12 protein-coding genes, 2 tRNA genes and 1 pseudogene are annotated in these 13,363 nt (G+C 56.8%); 8 read left to right on the plus strand and 7 right to left on the minus strand.

Translation table 11 applies throughout. From position 1 onward, the window contains the following. Window positions 1–195: 195 nt before the first annotated feature. Window positions 196–591 carry a hypothetical protein gene (locus CYA_RS13270; protein ID WP_011431610.1) on the plus strand — a complete coding sequence of 132 codons (396 nt, stop codon included), beginning with the start codon at window positions 196–198 and terminating at the stop codon, window positions 589–591. A 549-nt stretch (window positions 592–1,140) separates the two neighbouring features. Here CYA_RS13270 and CYA_RS13275 read toward each other — a convergent pair. Beyond that, window positions 1,141–1,223, minus strand: a tRNA-Leu gene (locus tag CYA_RS13275). Between the two features lie 121 nt (window positions 1,224–1,344). Between CYA_RS13275 and tgt the strand changes: the two genes are divergently transcribed. From tgt to CYA_RS14500, 5 genes and pseudogenes are all read left to right on the plus strand, one after another. Next, on the plus strand, window positions 1,345–2,448 hold the full coding sequence (gene tgt, locus CYA_RS13280; protein ID WP_011431612.1) for a tRNA guanosine(34) transglycosylase Tgt: 1,104 nt from the start codon (window positions 1,345–1,347) through the stop codon (window positions 2,446–2,448). A gap of 101 nt (window positions 2,449–2,549) precedes the next feature. Beyond that, on the plus strand, window positions 2,550–3,161 hold the full coding sequence (locus CYA_RS13285) for a hypothetical protein (RefSeq protein ID WP_011431613.1): 612 nt from the start codon (window positions 2,550–2,552) through the stop codon (window positions 3,159–3,161). Between the two features lie 63 nt (window positions 3,162–3,224). Beyond that, window positions 3,225–4,466 carry a hypothetical protein gene (locus CYA_RS13290; RefSeq protein ID WP_011431614.1) on the plus strand — a complete coding sequence of 414 codons (1,242 nt, stop codon included), beginning with the start codon at window positions 3,225–3,227 and terminating at the stop codon, window positions 4,464–4,466. Between the two features lie 6 nt (window positions 4,467–4,472). Next, a complete protein-coding gene (locus CYA_RS13295) occupies window positions 4,473–4,769 on the plus strand; it encodes a hypothetical protein (protein WP_011431615.1) in 297 nt (98 codons plus the stop codon). A gap of 136 nt (window positions 4,770–4,905) precedes the next feature. Next, window positions 4,906–5,852, plus strand: a pseudogene (locus CYA_RS14500) (IS630-like element ISSoc15 family transposase). Window positions 5,853–5,893: 41 nt separating this feature from the next. On the opposite strand, the gene CYA_RS13310 reads toward CYA_RS14500, so the two are convergent. Next, window positions 5,894–5,978 (minus strand) — tRNA-Ser (locus CYA_RS13310). Between the two features lie 214 nt (window positions 5,979–6,192). On the opposite strand from CYA_RS13310, the gene scpB reads away from it, so the two are divergent. Beyond that, window positions 6,193–6,747, plus strand: a complete 555-nt coding sequence (gene scpB, locus CYA_RS13315) for an SMC-Scp complex subunit ScpB (RefSeq protein WP_011431618.1) — start codon at window positions 6,193–6,195, stop codon at window positions 6,745–6,747. 206 nt (window positions 6,748–6,953) lie between these two features. On the opposite strand, the gene CYA_RS13320 is transcribed toward scpB, so the two are convergent. Continuing rightward, window positions 6,954–7,604, minus strand: coding sequence for a peroxiredoxin (locus CYA_RS13320; protein ID WP_011431619.1), 651 nt, complete (start codon window positions 7,602–7,604; stop codon window positions 6,954–6,956). Window positions 7,605–7,893: 289 nt separating this feature from the next. On the opposite strand from CYA_RS13320, the gene CYA_RS13325 reads away from it, so the two are divergent. Then, window positions 7,894–8,940 carry a hypothetical protein gene (locus tag CYA_RS13325; protein ID WP_099834729.1) on the plus strand — a complete coding sequence of 349 codons (1,047 nt, stop codon included), beginning with the start codon at window positions 7,894–7,896 and terminating at the stop codon, window positions 8,938–8,940. A gap of 49 nt (window positions 8,941–8,989) precedes the next feature. Here CYA_RS13325 and CYA_RS13330 read toward each other — a convergent pair whose 3' ends face one another. The 4 genes from CYA_RS13330 to csaB form a co-directional block, all read right to left on the minus strand. Then, on the minus strand, window positions 8,990–10,072 hold the full coding sequence (locus tag CYA_RS13330) for a mechanosensitive ion channel family protein (RefSeq protein ID WP_011431621.1): 1,083 nt from the start codon (window positions 10,070–10,072) through the stop codon (window positions 8,990–8,992). Window positions 10,073–10,226: 154 nt separating this feature from the next. Continuing rightward, window positions 10,227–11,069, minus strand: coding sequence for an alpha/beta hydrolase (locus CYA_RS13335; RefSeq protein ID WP_228375376.1), 843 nt, complete (start codon window positions 11,067–11,069; stop codon window positions 10,227–10,229). A 149-nt stretch (window positions 11,070–11,218) separates the two neighbouring features. After that, window positions 11,219–11,803 (minus strand): CPBP family intramembrane glutamic endopeptidase, encoded by a 585-nt coding sequence (locus tag CYA_RS13340; RefSeq protein WP_011431623.1) that lies wholly within the window; start codon window positions 11,801–11,803, stop codon window positions 11,219–11,221. A gap of 151 nt (window positions 11,804–11,954) precedes the next feature. Next, complete coding sequence (gene csaB / locus CYA_RS13345; protein ID WP_228375377.1) at window positions 11,955–13,106, minus strand: polysaccharide pyruvyl transferase CsaB; 1,152 nt, start codon at window positions 13,104–13,106, stop codon at window positions 11,955–11,957. Window positions 13,107–13,363: the final 257 nt, after the last annotated feature.

Raw genomic sequence — 13,363 nt, forward strand, 5'->3', positions numbered from 1 at the left:
CTATCTAGTTCTGCCCAGCCTTGCGGCGTAGCTCCTGCTTCTCGCCTTGCTTCTTTCTTTTCTAGCAAGCGTGAATTACGATATAGCTGGGTTAAGTGTGGAACACTGCTGGCCTCATGTCAAGTTATCTAGATAGCTGTGACAACAATGCTGGCAAGTAGTCAAGTAGTAAGGTAGGAAATGGGGAATACACCTATGGCTACGCTGGAGGAGATTTTTCTGGAGGCTCTTGCTATCGGCGGAGCGCTGGGTGTTGCCCTGGGAGATTGGAGAAGCGGCGCCTGCTTGGGAGCTAAGTCTGCAGATGCCTCTGCTTTTCCTGAGCGCGATCTATCGCTGGCCATAGCCGGCAACTCGGAAGTGCTGCGCAGCAAACTCAGGGTTGCAGAGGCTCTGAACCAGCGGTTACAGGAGATCATTATAGTTTCCCAAGAACAGTATCATTTGATCCGTTTAGTCAACAGCCGCGGGCTGTTCATCTACCTGGCCTTGGATCTAGAAAAGGCCAACTTGGCCTTGGCTCGTATCAAGTTGGAGCAGCTTGCAGAGCAGTTGGGCCAGTTGCCGCTCAAAACTTCAAGGATAATCTAAAAGCTTTTCTCTCCGTAAGCCCCTGGCTGAAGAAATCCAGGATGCTCAGCCCTCTAGATTTAAAGTTTAAAGATATTGTTAACCCTCCTGGGTGCGTGTTAAGCTTTGCAGAAGAGCAGGAGGGCTTTAGGCTGTGCAAAACATTCAGAATGCTCTAGTGAAAGCCTTTCCATCGACGGAGTCTTGGGAGCTGCTTTTGCAGACTGGAGAAGAGGTGAATGCTTAGCCTATCAACTCAGCACGGACGCCAGTGGTTTTTCGCAGGCTGAAATGATGTTGCTGGTAGCCAGCAGCTCAGAAGTGATTAGAAACAAAGCTACGCAAAGTGAAAAATCTGGGGAAAAAATTGCGGAAATAATTTTCGTTTACGAAGAGTTCTTTTACATCATCCGAGTGGCTAACGCCATAACTGGCCTGTTCTTCCTTCTAGTTTTAGAACAAGACAAGGCCAACCTAGCCCATGCTCGCCTGAAGCTTGCTCAAATAGCCTCTGAGAAAAAACTAGGCCCATTGTCTGCTCAGAAGCCCGCTTGCTGCCCAAACCCTCAATGCGGAACCGGGGACTTGAACCCCGATGGCATTGCTGCCACTAGAACCTGAATCTAGCGCGTCTACCATTCCGCCAGTTCCGCAGGGATCTATAAGTCTGCCCAAGAAAAGGGATCCCTGTCAAGGGCAGAGGCAGGTTCTGCAAAGGGATCCTACTCTTATGCTAAGCTCGGCTGCGCACGCAATGGATCCAGAGCGCTAACTTTGGCGGCTTTTACTTTTGTTTGCGAGGGCACCTGCCCCAACACGCAGGCGCGGGCGGGATATTTCATCACCCCCCACGGCGAAATTCCCACCCCTTGCTTCATGCCGGTGGGAACTCTGGCCAACGTGAAGACCCTCACCCCTGCCCAGCTTAAGGAAACCGGTGCCCCCATCCTTCTCTGCAACACCTACCACCTCCACCTGCAGCCTGGCGAGAGCATCATCCAAGAAGCAGGGGGGCTACACCACTTTATGGGCTGGCCGGGCCCCATCCTCACCGACTCGGGGGGTTTCCAGGTCTTCAGCCTCAGCGCCATTCGCAAAATTGACGAGGAAGGGGTGACCTTCCGCTCCCCCTACGACGGGCGTCTGGTTCGCTTTACCCCTGAGCTTGCCATTCAAATCCAAAATGCCTTGGGCGCGGACATCATCATGGCTTTTGATGAGTGTCCCCCCTACCCTGCTAGTCCAGAAGCGGTAGCTGCAGCGGTGCGGCGAACCAATCAGTGGCTGAAGCGCTGTGTAGAGGCCCATCGCCGTTCAGATCAAGCCTTGTTTGGCATTGTCCAGGGAGGGGTTTACCCAGAGCTGCGCCACCAGGCGGTGGAAGAGGTCTGTCGGTTGGATCTGCCGGGGTATGCCATTGGCGGGGTGAGTGTAGGAGAGCCAGTGGAGCTGATGCACGCGGTGGTACGACAAACAGCTCCTCTGTTGCCGGCGGATCGCCCCCGTTATCTTATGGGGGTAGGCACCTATGCCGAGATGCGGGCGGCAGTGGCTGCTGGAGTGGATTTGTTTGACTGCGTGATCCCCACCCGTTATGCTCGCCATGGTACGGTAATCAGCCGGGGCAAACGCTGGAACATCAAGAATGCCGAACACCGCCGCAGCCTAGATCCCATTGATCCCGACTGTCCCTGCTACACCTGCCGCCACTTTAGCCGCGCCTACCTGTGTCACCTCATCCGCGCAGGGGAGCTTCTGGGCTACACTCTGCTTTCTATCCACAACATCACTGAGCTAGTGCGCTACATGCAGAAAATGCGCCAGGCCATCCTGGAAGGTAAGTTTCATGAGAACTGGGATCCGTGGCGCGAGGGCTGAGCCTCCTCGGAAAGCTTCGTCAATATCAGTAAATGTTCGTGGGTTAGGCTTCCTAATCGCTACAATGAGCGAAGAACCTAGTCTTAACCTCGGAGAGGAGCATGGCTATTCGCACCCTGCAAAGTGTAATTGAGCAGCATATTCCTGGGCTCCCTGGCCTCATCGCCGTCTTGGTAGGGCGGGTCACGGATGGCAAAACGGTAGCCAAAGTAACTTACGCCCGCGATGCCCAGGAAGAACAGGCGCTGGAACTTTTGGGCACCTACGCCAGCGATTTGCTCCAAGCCAACAACCGCCTTTGCCAAACGGTCAGCCCTGAGGAGGAGACGGATTACCTCACAACGGGCTCATCTCATGTGCGGGTGATCCTGAAGTCTTTCCCCAAAAGTCACTACTTTGTTTTGTTTTTGACCCGCTCCATCACCGACCTCAAAGCAATTTCAGAGCGGATCAAAGCTATCCTCATCGACGGCAAACCGCTGCTGCCTCCTGTTCAAGACGGCACCCTATCCACTGCTCAGGCTTTGATTAGCTACGCCAAGCGCTACGCTCCGGATCCCAACTTTGTCATGCTGCGCTTGTCCCTAAAAACGGGCATTGACCGCATCCGCCTAGAAAAAGGCACCCTAAACCCCCAGGAGCTCCGCATTCTCCACAAAGCGGTATCTGAGGTATTGGGGGTAGAGCGCTTGCCTATTGCCTTGCCTAGCTAAAGGCTAAGGTTGTAGAAGTCGTCAACTGTTGCCCCTTCCTATCGCCTCGAGCTCAAGCCACCTATGTTGGAGCATCTACGCCTTGACCGCGAGCGCAAGCTCATTTCTCTCTTTGGCGAGCCGGTGATTTTCCACTGCCACCACTACAACCTATTCCTGCAGCAGACCATTGAGGATCCCGACTGGATTGACGGGGTGAGCATCCTGCGCAAGGCAGCTCAGGAGATCTTCTACAGCTTGCTCCAAGGTGCTTTTAAGACTTTGGGAGTGCAGCAGGCAGCAGAGCGGCTGGCGGTGGCATCCCAGGTGTTCAGCTTTCTCGGCTTGGGGCGACTGGAGCTGCAGGCCAGCCCCAGCGGCGGCGAAGCCCAGCTCACCCACTCCCACTACGCAGAAGGCTGGCTGAGCAAGTACGGGGATCAGCTCAACCGCACCCGCCCTATCGACCACTTGGCCGTGGGCTATGTGGCAGCGGCGCTGGATGCCACTTTTGCCGAGCTGGGCAGCTACACGGCAGAGGAAACGGAGTGCATGGCGGTTACGCGCAAGGATTGCTGCGTGATCCAGGCTACTCGGCTGTCGCGGCCTCAATCTTTGATCCCTAGCCCCGGCATGGGCAAGCTCATCGAACGTCCCGCCGATCTGCCCAAGCCGATAACAGCAGTGGACTACGACGCAGTCAACGAGGCCTTATGGAGCTTGCCTTTAGCTGGGGATGAACGAGGCCAGATTCGCGCCTTTAACGTGCTGCTCACGCGCATGCCCGCCAACTACTACAACCGCATCCAGTACCGCTTTTTGGAAGAGCTGAAAGCAGTGCAACCCGGTCTGCAGCAGGTGGCAGAGGATCTGATCCGCGAATCGGGCCATGTCTGTATGTTCTACACCTTTGGCAACCTCATGGAGTCGCTGGAGTGGGAGACTCTTGTGGGGCCAATGCTGGAAAAGGATACCGACTGGATCCACGGGGCCTATGCCGTAGCCAGCAGTTTGGGCTGGGGGCGCTGGCAGGCGCTGGAGGTGGTGAGCAATCATTCCTGCCGGGTAGCGATTGACGGCAACTACGAGACCAACTACTTTTTGGCTTCCCACCCACGGGCAGATTATCCGACCTGCTATTTTGCCCAAGGGGCGGTGCCGGCGCTGATGAATCTGGTCTACAACGGCAACATTCAGCAGAAGCCGATTCTGGATCAAGTCTTCTACAACCGCCTCTTCCAGCGAGGTGGGCTGTTTTGCGGGAAGGAGACCAAAGCCAGAGAGAAAGGGGATCCCTGGTGTGAGTTCTACGCTGAGCGGATTTAGGGATCCATGCAGGTGCGCATCCTCAGGCGGCGGGAGTGTGGAACGGGCTGGGCCACAGACCTGCTGCTGCCGCGCTGCCTGAGCTGGCCGGAGGTGGAAGAGCTGGCCCGGGAGATAGGGGCCACCTGCCGCTGCTTTCAAAAGCAACTGGTGTGGTTGGATCTGCCGGCAGGACGGATTACGGCTTCTTTGCGGGTGCCTCGCCTAACTTTGCGGCTCTACGACGCCGCTGTTGAGGCCCAGATCCTAAACCACTTGCAGCAGTTGGTGAAGTCGGTTGATCCTAAGATCCAGGGGCCATAGCAAGCCCTCTACAGTACTCTCTCGATACAGCTTGTTAAAGAATTAAGGGGTATAGAACGTAATCCCGGCGCCTAGACAGGTACAGCCTTTTAATTTAAAATAGGGTACAGGTATTCAAGAGGAAGGAGAGAAAGGAATGCCGACTCATTCTTTGGATTTGCGGCAAAGAGTTGTAGCAGCCTATCAGGCAGGTAACACCTCCATCCGCCAGGTAGCTAAACGCTTCATGGTGACCAAAAGAACAGTACACCGCTGGGTGCGTCAGTACCAACAAACTCAAGATTTAGCTCCTAAGAAAGCAGGCACCAAGCGAGTGGGCATTTTGGAACAACATCGGCAGGAAGTGATGGCAATTATTACAGAACACCCAGACTTCTACCTGTGGCAGTATCAAGAACTGTTGCGCGAGCGCTTAGGAATCAATGTAAGCATCGTCACGATACATAATTTCTTGAAAAAGCAAGGAATGGCTCTAAAAAAAAGACCTACCGCAGTGCAAAAGTCAAATAAGAGGAGGTGCAAAGGGAACGACTAGCTTATAGTTAAGAAGTCAGGAATATTCCAGCAGAGGATTTGATTGCCATCGACCAGACGGCAGTCTGGGAGGGAATGGAGCGGAGAGTATCTCGGAGTTTACGTGGTCAACGGGCTTATCATTATCGTCAGAGATACAAGGGTGAAAAGTATACAGTTATTGGAGCTATTTCCTTGAGAGGTGTAGTTGGCTGTCGTGTCATCAAGGGTGGGATGAAGAAAGGAGATTTTTTGGAGTTTTTGAGAAGCGAGCTATGTCTGAAGCTAGATGCGAGGAAGGTTGTGATTATGGACAATTTAAATATCCACAAGAGTCGGGAAGTTGAGGAATTGATTAGGGGGACAGGAGCACGAATCCTATACCTGCCTGTGTATGCGCCGGAGTTGAATCCCATTGAGATGATGTGGTCGGTGTTGAAGCATTTTATTCGGCAGCTTTGCAGAATTGGGAAATATAGCATGGAGCAGATAGTGAAGACTTCTTTACTACTGATCAATCCATCCTCCTTCCGAAGTTGGTTTGCTAAGTGCTGCTATTGTACCCCTTGAGCCCTTAACAGGCTGTACTCAATAAAGCAACGGAAAAGCAACGGAGAGGGTGGGATTCGAACCGACGGTGGCGTGAACCACGGCAGTTTTCAAGACTGCTTCCTTAAACCGCTCGGACACCTCTCCAATTCTCTGGGATCCCCAAACCCTATTTATGCTACGCAATTGGCTTCAGGCTGTGCAATTGTACTCCGCACCGAGTAGCGCGATGGGCGAGAAAGCAGACCCTGCCATGGTTTAGCATAGCAACGCTCGCCTTGGCCCAGGCCGCCCCAGCAGGGATCCCTCAGTCTGCAACTGCTGCTATGCTACGGGACAGGTTAGCGGATCCCTTGTCGCTATGCCCTCGCGTCGTTCCAAGTCGGTTTCAGATTCCAGGCCAGAGATAGGAGGGGGGCGTCTTTTAGCCCTGAAAAATCAGATCGAGGCAATCCTCTACCTGAAGGGACAGCCGTTGGCCCTATCGACGCTGGCCCAGTTGGCCCACTGCAGCCGCGAGGAGGCCTACGATGCGCTGTTGGAGCTGATGGAAGACTACGCCCACCGCGATTCTGCCCTAGAGGTGCTGCAGGTGGAGGAGGGGTTTGCTCTGCAGTTGCGGGAGCCTTTTCTGGAGCTGGCCAACCAGCTCTTGCCCCCTGAAATCGGGGTGGGCGCCACCCGTACCTTGGCAACCATCGTTCTACGTGGCCCCCTCTCGCAAGCTGACTTGGTGGAGTTGCGCGGTCAGGGCGCTTACCAACACGTGGCAGAGCTGGTGGAAAAGGGCTTTGTGACCCGCTATCGCAAAGAAGGCAGCCGCTCCCCCTGGTTGCGGGTGACGGATAAGTTCCATCGCTACTTTACAGTGGAGAGGCTGGCCGAAACAGCAGCAGCTTCCTTCCCCGAAGCCTAAACTTGCCGCCCAACTCGATCCCAACCCCACCGGCGATCGTTCTCTCCCAGAAGAGGAGGTTTCGCCTAGGCCAGCGCAGCGCCCTCCGAAACCGTCTTAGGCGGGTTTAAAGAACCATAAAGTCAAGGATCCCCTCGGCGGGGATCCAGAGAAAGGAATCACGGCTTCGGCGGAGAAGGGATCCCTTCCTGCCAAGGGGGGTGGACTTACTTATTGGGCTGAGGGGTGAGCCGCAGGTAGGGCTTGAGCTCCTTGTAACCTTTCGGGAACTTTTCTTTTAGCACTTCAGGATCCTGCAGCGAAGGCGGGATAATGACGTCGTCGCCATCTTTCCAGTCGGCAGGGGTGACGACGCTGTACTTATCCGTCAACTGCAGAGCGTCGATGGCCCGCAAAAGCTCGTCGAAGTTGCGGCCCGTGCTGGCCGGATACGTAAGGATGAGGCGGATTTTCTTGTTGGGATCGATAACGAAAACCGAGCGCACCGTCAAGGGCAGCCCTTCTTGGTTAAGGTTGGTTTGATCCAACATGCCGTAGAGCTGCGAGACCTTGCGGTCTACATCTGCCAAGATGGGGTAGTTCACGATAGCGTTCTGGGTTTCCTCGATGTCTTTCACCCAGCCCAGGTGGGAGTCCACATCGTCCACGCTGAGGGCCAGCACCTTCACCCCCCGCTTTTCAAATTCGGGCATCAGCTTGGCAACGGTGCCCAGTTCGGTGGTGCAGACCGGCGTGTAGTCGGCAGGGTGGGAAAACAACACTACCCAGCTATCCCCGGCCCAGGAGTAGAAGTCAATTTCGCCGTGGGTGGACTTTTGCGTAAAATTGGGAGCTGTATCGCCAAGTCGGAGAGCCATACGCTCTTTCTCCTCAGTAAAGAGTTCAGTCCGGTGAGGCCGGGATCCGGATCCTTGCCATCGATCGATCTACAGTCTATTCTGCCACAAAAACTCCACTTTTCCGAGCGGATTTTAGGATATTTTAAGGTGTTGCCAACTTGCCGGCTAGGGGGAGTGCCCTTTCCCGACGTAAACGATTGTTGCGGGGGAATTAATATTCTGTAAGTTCTTTACAGGCTGCAACGGCGACGTGCTAAGGGTATTGCAGGTAACAGAATCTAGCTTCTCGGGCGAGGCCGTGGGATCGATGGGAAGTGCAGAAACAGCTACAACTTGCAGCTTGGCCACCCTGTGGGCCCAAAAATATGTAGACAAGCTACGGGCGCAGGCGGCCTTGGGCGAGCTGCCGGGCGCCCAACTGGCCGACAAAGTGAAGGGATCCCTGCGCTTTGCCAGCTCCCAGGCCTGGGCCAAGACAGAGCGGCTCTTGGCTGCTGAAATACCCAAGCAGCGGCTGGATCCGGACTTGATCGATCCCTGGCAAATTGCCGAGGATTCTCGGGATTTATTTGAGGCGGCAGCGGAAAGTTGTGGGGAGGGCCTCTCGCCGGCTCGCTTTTCGGTGCAGATCGCGCCGCTCTGTGGCCGGCTGAGGGCCCGCTACAGCGAACGGGATCCGCGGGTGCTGGGCTTTTTAAGTATGCAATTCCACTACACGGGGCAAATGGTCTTGCAAGCCCTATCCCCTCAAGAGCGCGGCCTCTTCCACCCCTACTTGAAGGTCATGGACGACCACCTCTACATGCCCCTCCAGAGGATGTACGAGGGTGCCGCCGCCCATGCAGGCGATACCTTTTCCGCCCCCCTGGCTGCCGTGCAAGAGCTCTTGCCTCTGGTTACCAGCGTGGCAGAGTCCATCTGTGCTGAGGTGGCGCAGCGTTTCCCAGGCTATCGCTGCGAAAGCGGCCCCTTGACGGATCTGGAGGTGCGGATTTCCAGCATCCGCGATGTGGAGATGTTCCAGGTGTACTTGGGCCTCTGCGTCCTGGAAGGCAGTGTGGCGGCTGTCCAACAAGAGCTGTTTCCCCTGTGTGTGATGCTCTACCCTCCTTTGAAGGTGGAGTGGAAGCTGGTGCGGCAGATGCTGGAGCTTTTGGATGAGGCGCTGCGCTTTCAGCTCACCCCGGCCAGCTACACCGTCCTGCTGCCTTATCTGCGAGCCGTGCAGAGCATGTTCTCGCTGGAGGTTTTCCCCGAAAGCGACCCCATCTGGAGCCATCATCCTGACGTGATGCGCTTTATGGGAACGGCGCAGAACCTGTTGCAAGAACTGATGGGTCAAGGAGCTATCTGAAAACCCGCCGGCAGCCCCATTCCCATCCCACTTCTTTACTAAGAGAGGACTAAGAGAGGTTGGTGAGGGCACCCTGCTGCTTCGAGCTCAGGTAGAGCAACTGCGTTGGGTAGGCAAATTCGATTCCCTGTTCCTGAAAAGTTCGCTTCAGAGCCAAGTTGATGCGCTCCTGAACATCCATGTAGAGGTTGTAGTCTGGGCTGAGCACGTAGTAAACCACTTCGTAATTGAGGCTGAAATCTCCGTAGGCGGCGAAGTGGGCGCGGTCAAATTGGGCGTTGGGCTCGGCTTCGATAATTTGTCTCACCAAGGTTGGAATGGCCTGCAGCTTTTCGGGGGGAGTTTCGTAAACAACGCCAAAGCCAAAAACCACCCGCCGCCGCTGCATACGTTTGTAGTTGCGAATTCGGGATCCGGTGATATCGGTATTGGCCATCACGATCTGCTCTCCGCCCAAGCTGCGTAGGCGCGTGGTTTTGATGCCGATGTACTCTACGGATCCCATAAAATCGCCCAAAATTATAAAATCCCCAATCTCGAAAGGCCGATCCATCAAAATAGAGATATAGGCAAACAGATCCTGTAAGACTCCTTGCGCCGCCAAAGCAATGGCTATACCGCCAATGCCCAAGCTGGCCACCAGTGCTGCCACATCAAAACCCAGATTTTCCAGCAGAAACAAGATACCGATAAGGGTAAACACCACCCGGATCAGAGGGGAGAGCAACAGCAAGCTTTGCTCGGTGGTGGCATCGCCTTTTTTGCGCATCAGGTAAATGCGCAGAGCATACTCTACACTGGCGCTGAGGAGATTGATGCCCAAGTAGGTGCCAACGACAGTGGCCAGGATGTCCAGAGTTTGCCGCAGGACGGTGGCCAAATTTAGGCTGCTCAAACAGACGTAAATCAGAGCCAGGTAGAGCAAAGGGATCAGGTAGCGCTCTACTAGTTGAATAGGAGTATTGCCGGGGATCCCGCTGAGTTTAGAGAACCAACCTGCCAAGGTTCGGAGAACCAAGCCCCGCAACACAGTGCGGATGGCGAAGATCCCGACTACAAAGATGAAAAATACCAGCAGGTAGTTCCAAAGGGGGTTGCCCAGCAGTTGGAAGCTGAGAATCTCCTGAAGCATGGCCTTGAAAACCGCCTTCTTCGGTCAACCAACAGCGAATAAAAGCAGCGGGAAAGCCCAGGGCAAAAGAGTCGCCTGGATTTGCTGCTTCTGTAACCAGTACCCTCTGGGTCTTAGCTAACAAAACAGGGACATCATAACACTGTGTTTATCGCTACTTAGCCGGCTGCTTGGAGAAAGGATGCTCGGGATCCACCAGCTCGGCCACAAATTGGTGCAGGATGGGCAGGTAGCGCTCCCCGGCCACTTGTAGCAAATTGTTGGGATCGGCTCCCTCGATGGGCACCAAACGCTTGGGATCCCGTGCCGCTTGGTAAAGGGCTTCGGCATGCCAGAAGGGGATCAAGCGATCCTGGGTGCCGTGCAAAATCAGCAGTGGGCAGTTGATCTGGGCGATGCGGCTGAGGTTGTCGAAGCGATCAAAAGGCAGCAGCGGGATGCGGGTCAAGACGCGAAAAGCAGTTACAAAGGTCGATTCCAGGATCAGACCCCCCACCGGCTTTTGGGCTGCCAAGTAAACCGAGGGCCCGCCCCCCACCGAGCGTCCGTAAACCAAAATCCGCTCCGGCGGGATCCCCTGCTCCACCAGATAGGCGTAGGCGGCCTCAATGTCCTTGTAGGCACCGGCTTCGGAAGGGATCCCTTCGCTGGTGCCGTAGCCGCGGTAGTCGTAGGCCAAGACGGCAAACCCCCCCTGCTGCAGGCCAGCCAGGCGCGGCAAGATATCTCCCAAGTCCTCGGCGTTGCCGTGGCTGTAGAGGAGGGTATAGGTGGCTTCGGGGTTGGGCAAATACACCGCCGAAATCTGCAGGCCATCGGCGGTGGTGAGCTTGAAAATGGCATCCCCATCCTGGTAGCTGGCGGGGCGAGGCAAAAAGATCAGCCGCTCCGATTGAAACCAGCCCAGCCAGAGCAGGTAGCCGTACACCCCCAGGCCAATAAGCAGCAAGGATCGCCCCACCTGCAGCCCCGGGAAGGATCCCAAAATCCAATTCAAAGGCTTTAACATCCCTCGGCTTGGCATCGAGATAATTCTCCTCACCCCCGGCCCCTCCCCCAGAGGGAGAGGGGGAATTGGTGGCGGCGACGTCGGCAACTAAGGCCTACGGCCCGCTGACGCGAAAGGCCTACGGCCCGCTGACGCGATCAGGATTCGGCTGGCAAGGCGGAACATTTCCAAAGGCAAACCCCAATCCAGTTAACCAGAGTATGGGCGACGATGGTCACCAGCAGGTTTCCCGACAGCCACACGCCCAGCCCCAGGAGGACGCCCACGGCGCTGGCCCAGACGGCATAGGGCCAACCCTGCCATCCCAGCCAATGCAAAACCCCAAACAAGAGGCCGCTCAAGAGGATCCCGCCCGTCCACCCCAAGGGACTGGCCACCAGGGATCCCATCAGCACGCCGCGAAACAGCCATTCCTCGCTCCAGCCCGGCAGCACCCCCACCCAGAAGATATCTGACCACTGCAGGGGATCCGCCACCAGGTGCAAGTAGGCGGAAGCCGCCCGGCGATAGGCCGGCCAAAGCCAGTAAGCCCCGCAGCTGAGCAGCGCCACCCCCAGCCCCAGCGCCGTTCCCCAGGCAACGGCCAGCGGATCCCAACGGAAGGGCACGCGCAGGGATCCCAGCCAGATCCAGAGGCCGGCGATCACCGCCGCGATCAGGCTGGTCAGGCCCATCCCGATCAGGATCTGTTGGCGCGTACAGGGTTGAATCTCGGCACTCATGGGAGGGGATTTGGCTTGGCACCCTATTCCCAGGGTAGAGCGAATCTCGACAAGGACGGCTGCCTGAATCCACACTGGCAGCGGGGAACACTCCAAGCTCTGAAGGGCGGGGCCTAGGCCGCCATTGTCTCGGTCAACAGGGTAGGAGCTCTCAACTCCCCGCTGCTTGCCAGTGGAGGTGCTGCCTCAACAACTGGGCGTGCTGGGCCGATCGCTCCACCCAAACGGCCACTTGGTCAGGGCCGAGGGCCGGCCCATCGGCATAGCAGGCCAACCAAGCCCGGTGCAAAGCTTCCGGATCCTCTGGGATCGCCTCGAGATCCCAGCCGGGCATGCCCAATTCCTCAAGCAGCGTTGTCACCTTGGGATCGTAGCTGAGGCCAAAGCAGGCACAGCCCTCGGCTGCCGCCATCACCAGGCCGTGGTAGCGCATCACAATTGCCAATTTCACCCCCCGAAAGACCCCCTTTAAAAGATAGGGATCCCGAATTTCCAACACCTGGCTGTGGCCGGGCAAGCGCTGTTGCAGCCGTTGCGCCAAGCGGTAGTCTGGCCCCAGGTCGGGGGATCCAGGCGGAGCCAGTTGGAAGGGCAGCAAAAGCAGATAAGCTCCGGTGGCAGCCTGGAGGCGTCTCAGGCCCTCAGCCAAAATCTCCAATCGCGCTGGAGTGAGCTGGGGATGCTGCCGCAAGACCACGGCAATGCGGGGCTGAGGCCATCTTTCCCACTCCGGCAGGGTTTTGGAGGGCAGGCCCCAAACCGGATCCGGGGCCACCTGATGGGGGATCCCCCAGGCTCGCAGCCATTGAGAAGCAACGGCGTCGCGCACGCTGATGGCTGTACAACCTGCTAGAGCGCGGCGGGCCAGCTCGCGGATCCAGCCCCGCTGCAACGGCCCGATCCCCTGGGCCCAGGCCAAGGTTTTCAGCCCCCGCCGCTGGGCCCAGAGCATCAGTCCCAGGTAGTAGAGGGGGCTGCGCCAACTGGTGCGATCCTGCAGCAGGCTGCCCCCACCCCAGATAAAAGCTTGAGACTGCCTCAGATAGCGCCGCAAAGCCCAGCCATCGAAGCGCGGGCAGGCCAGTACCCCATAGGTGGCAGCCGTTTCCGCGGGGCGAGGAGAGAGCACCACCGGCTGTACAGGGCCGGACAACTGCTGGAGTTGCCGCAGTAGGGCCAGCAACAACGCCTCGTCGCCGGCATTGCCGTAGCCGTGGTAGCCACAGATCAAAACCCATGGCCCCTGCATCGAGCCGATTTGCTCAGGCAAGTTGCGCCGGGATCCCCAATCAGTAGCAGTCAAGGTTGGTCGAACTCGGCCCGTTGCATCGAGAACCTAATCCAGCCTACAGCTTCCTTCCGGGATCCAGAGCGCTGCCGGCGCAGACATCTCCCTTGCAGCGGAAGGTCTCAGACAGGTCTTCCTTGATGTTCTCCCCACGGCTATAGCTTGCTTCCGCGCAGCGCTCTGCCAGGGGGGTCTTTCTCAGCTTGTGGGATGGCTCCCACTTGCCGAGCTGCCCAGAGCATGCGGTTTGCATCGCAGGGGACGCCGTAACC

This window comes from Synechococcus sp. JA-3-3Ab, assembly GCF_000013205.1.
Lineage (GTDB): Bacteria > Cyanobacteriota > Cyanobacteriia > Thermostichales > Thermostichaceae > Thermostichus.

Bases quoted from the DNA above. Each gene is read 5' to 3' on its own strand.
- scpB (WP_011431618.1), top strand. From the start codon at position 6,193: ATGCCCTCGCGTCGTTCCAAGTCGGTTTCAGATTCCAGGCCAGAGATA.
- CYA_RS13270 (WP_011431610.1), top strand. From the start codon at position 196: ATGGCTACGCTGGAGGAGATTTTTCTGGAGGCTCTTGCTATCGGCGGA.
- CYA_RS13285 (WP_011431613.1), top strand. From the start codon at position 2,550: ATGGCTATTCGCACCCTGCAAAGTGTAATTGAGCAGCATATTCCTGGG.
- CYA_RS13295 (WP_011431615.1), top strand. From the start codon at position 4,473: ATGCAGGTGCGCATCCTCAGGCGGCGGGAGTGTGGAACGGGCTGGGCC.
- CYA_RS13340 (WP_011431623.1), bottom strand. From the start codon at position 11,803: ATGAGTGCCGAGATTCAACCCTGTACGCGCCAACAGATCCTGATCGGG.
- CYA_RS13290 (WP_011431614.1), top strand. From the start codon at position 3,225: ATGTTGGAGCATCTACGCCTTGACCGCGAGCGCAAGCTCATTTCTCTC.
- CYA_RS13320 (WP_011431619.1), bottom strand. From the start codon at position 7,604: ATGGCTCTCCGACTTGGCGATACAGCTCCCAATTTTACGCAAAAGTCC.
- CYA_RS13330 (WP_011431621.1), bottom strand. From the start codon at position 10,072: ATGCTTCAGGAGATTCTCAGCTTCCAACTGCTGGGCAACCCCCTTTGG.
- CYA_RS13325 (WP_099834729.1), top strand. From the start codon at position 7,894: ATGGGAAGTGCAGAAACAGCTACAACTTGCAGCTTGGCCACCCTGTGG.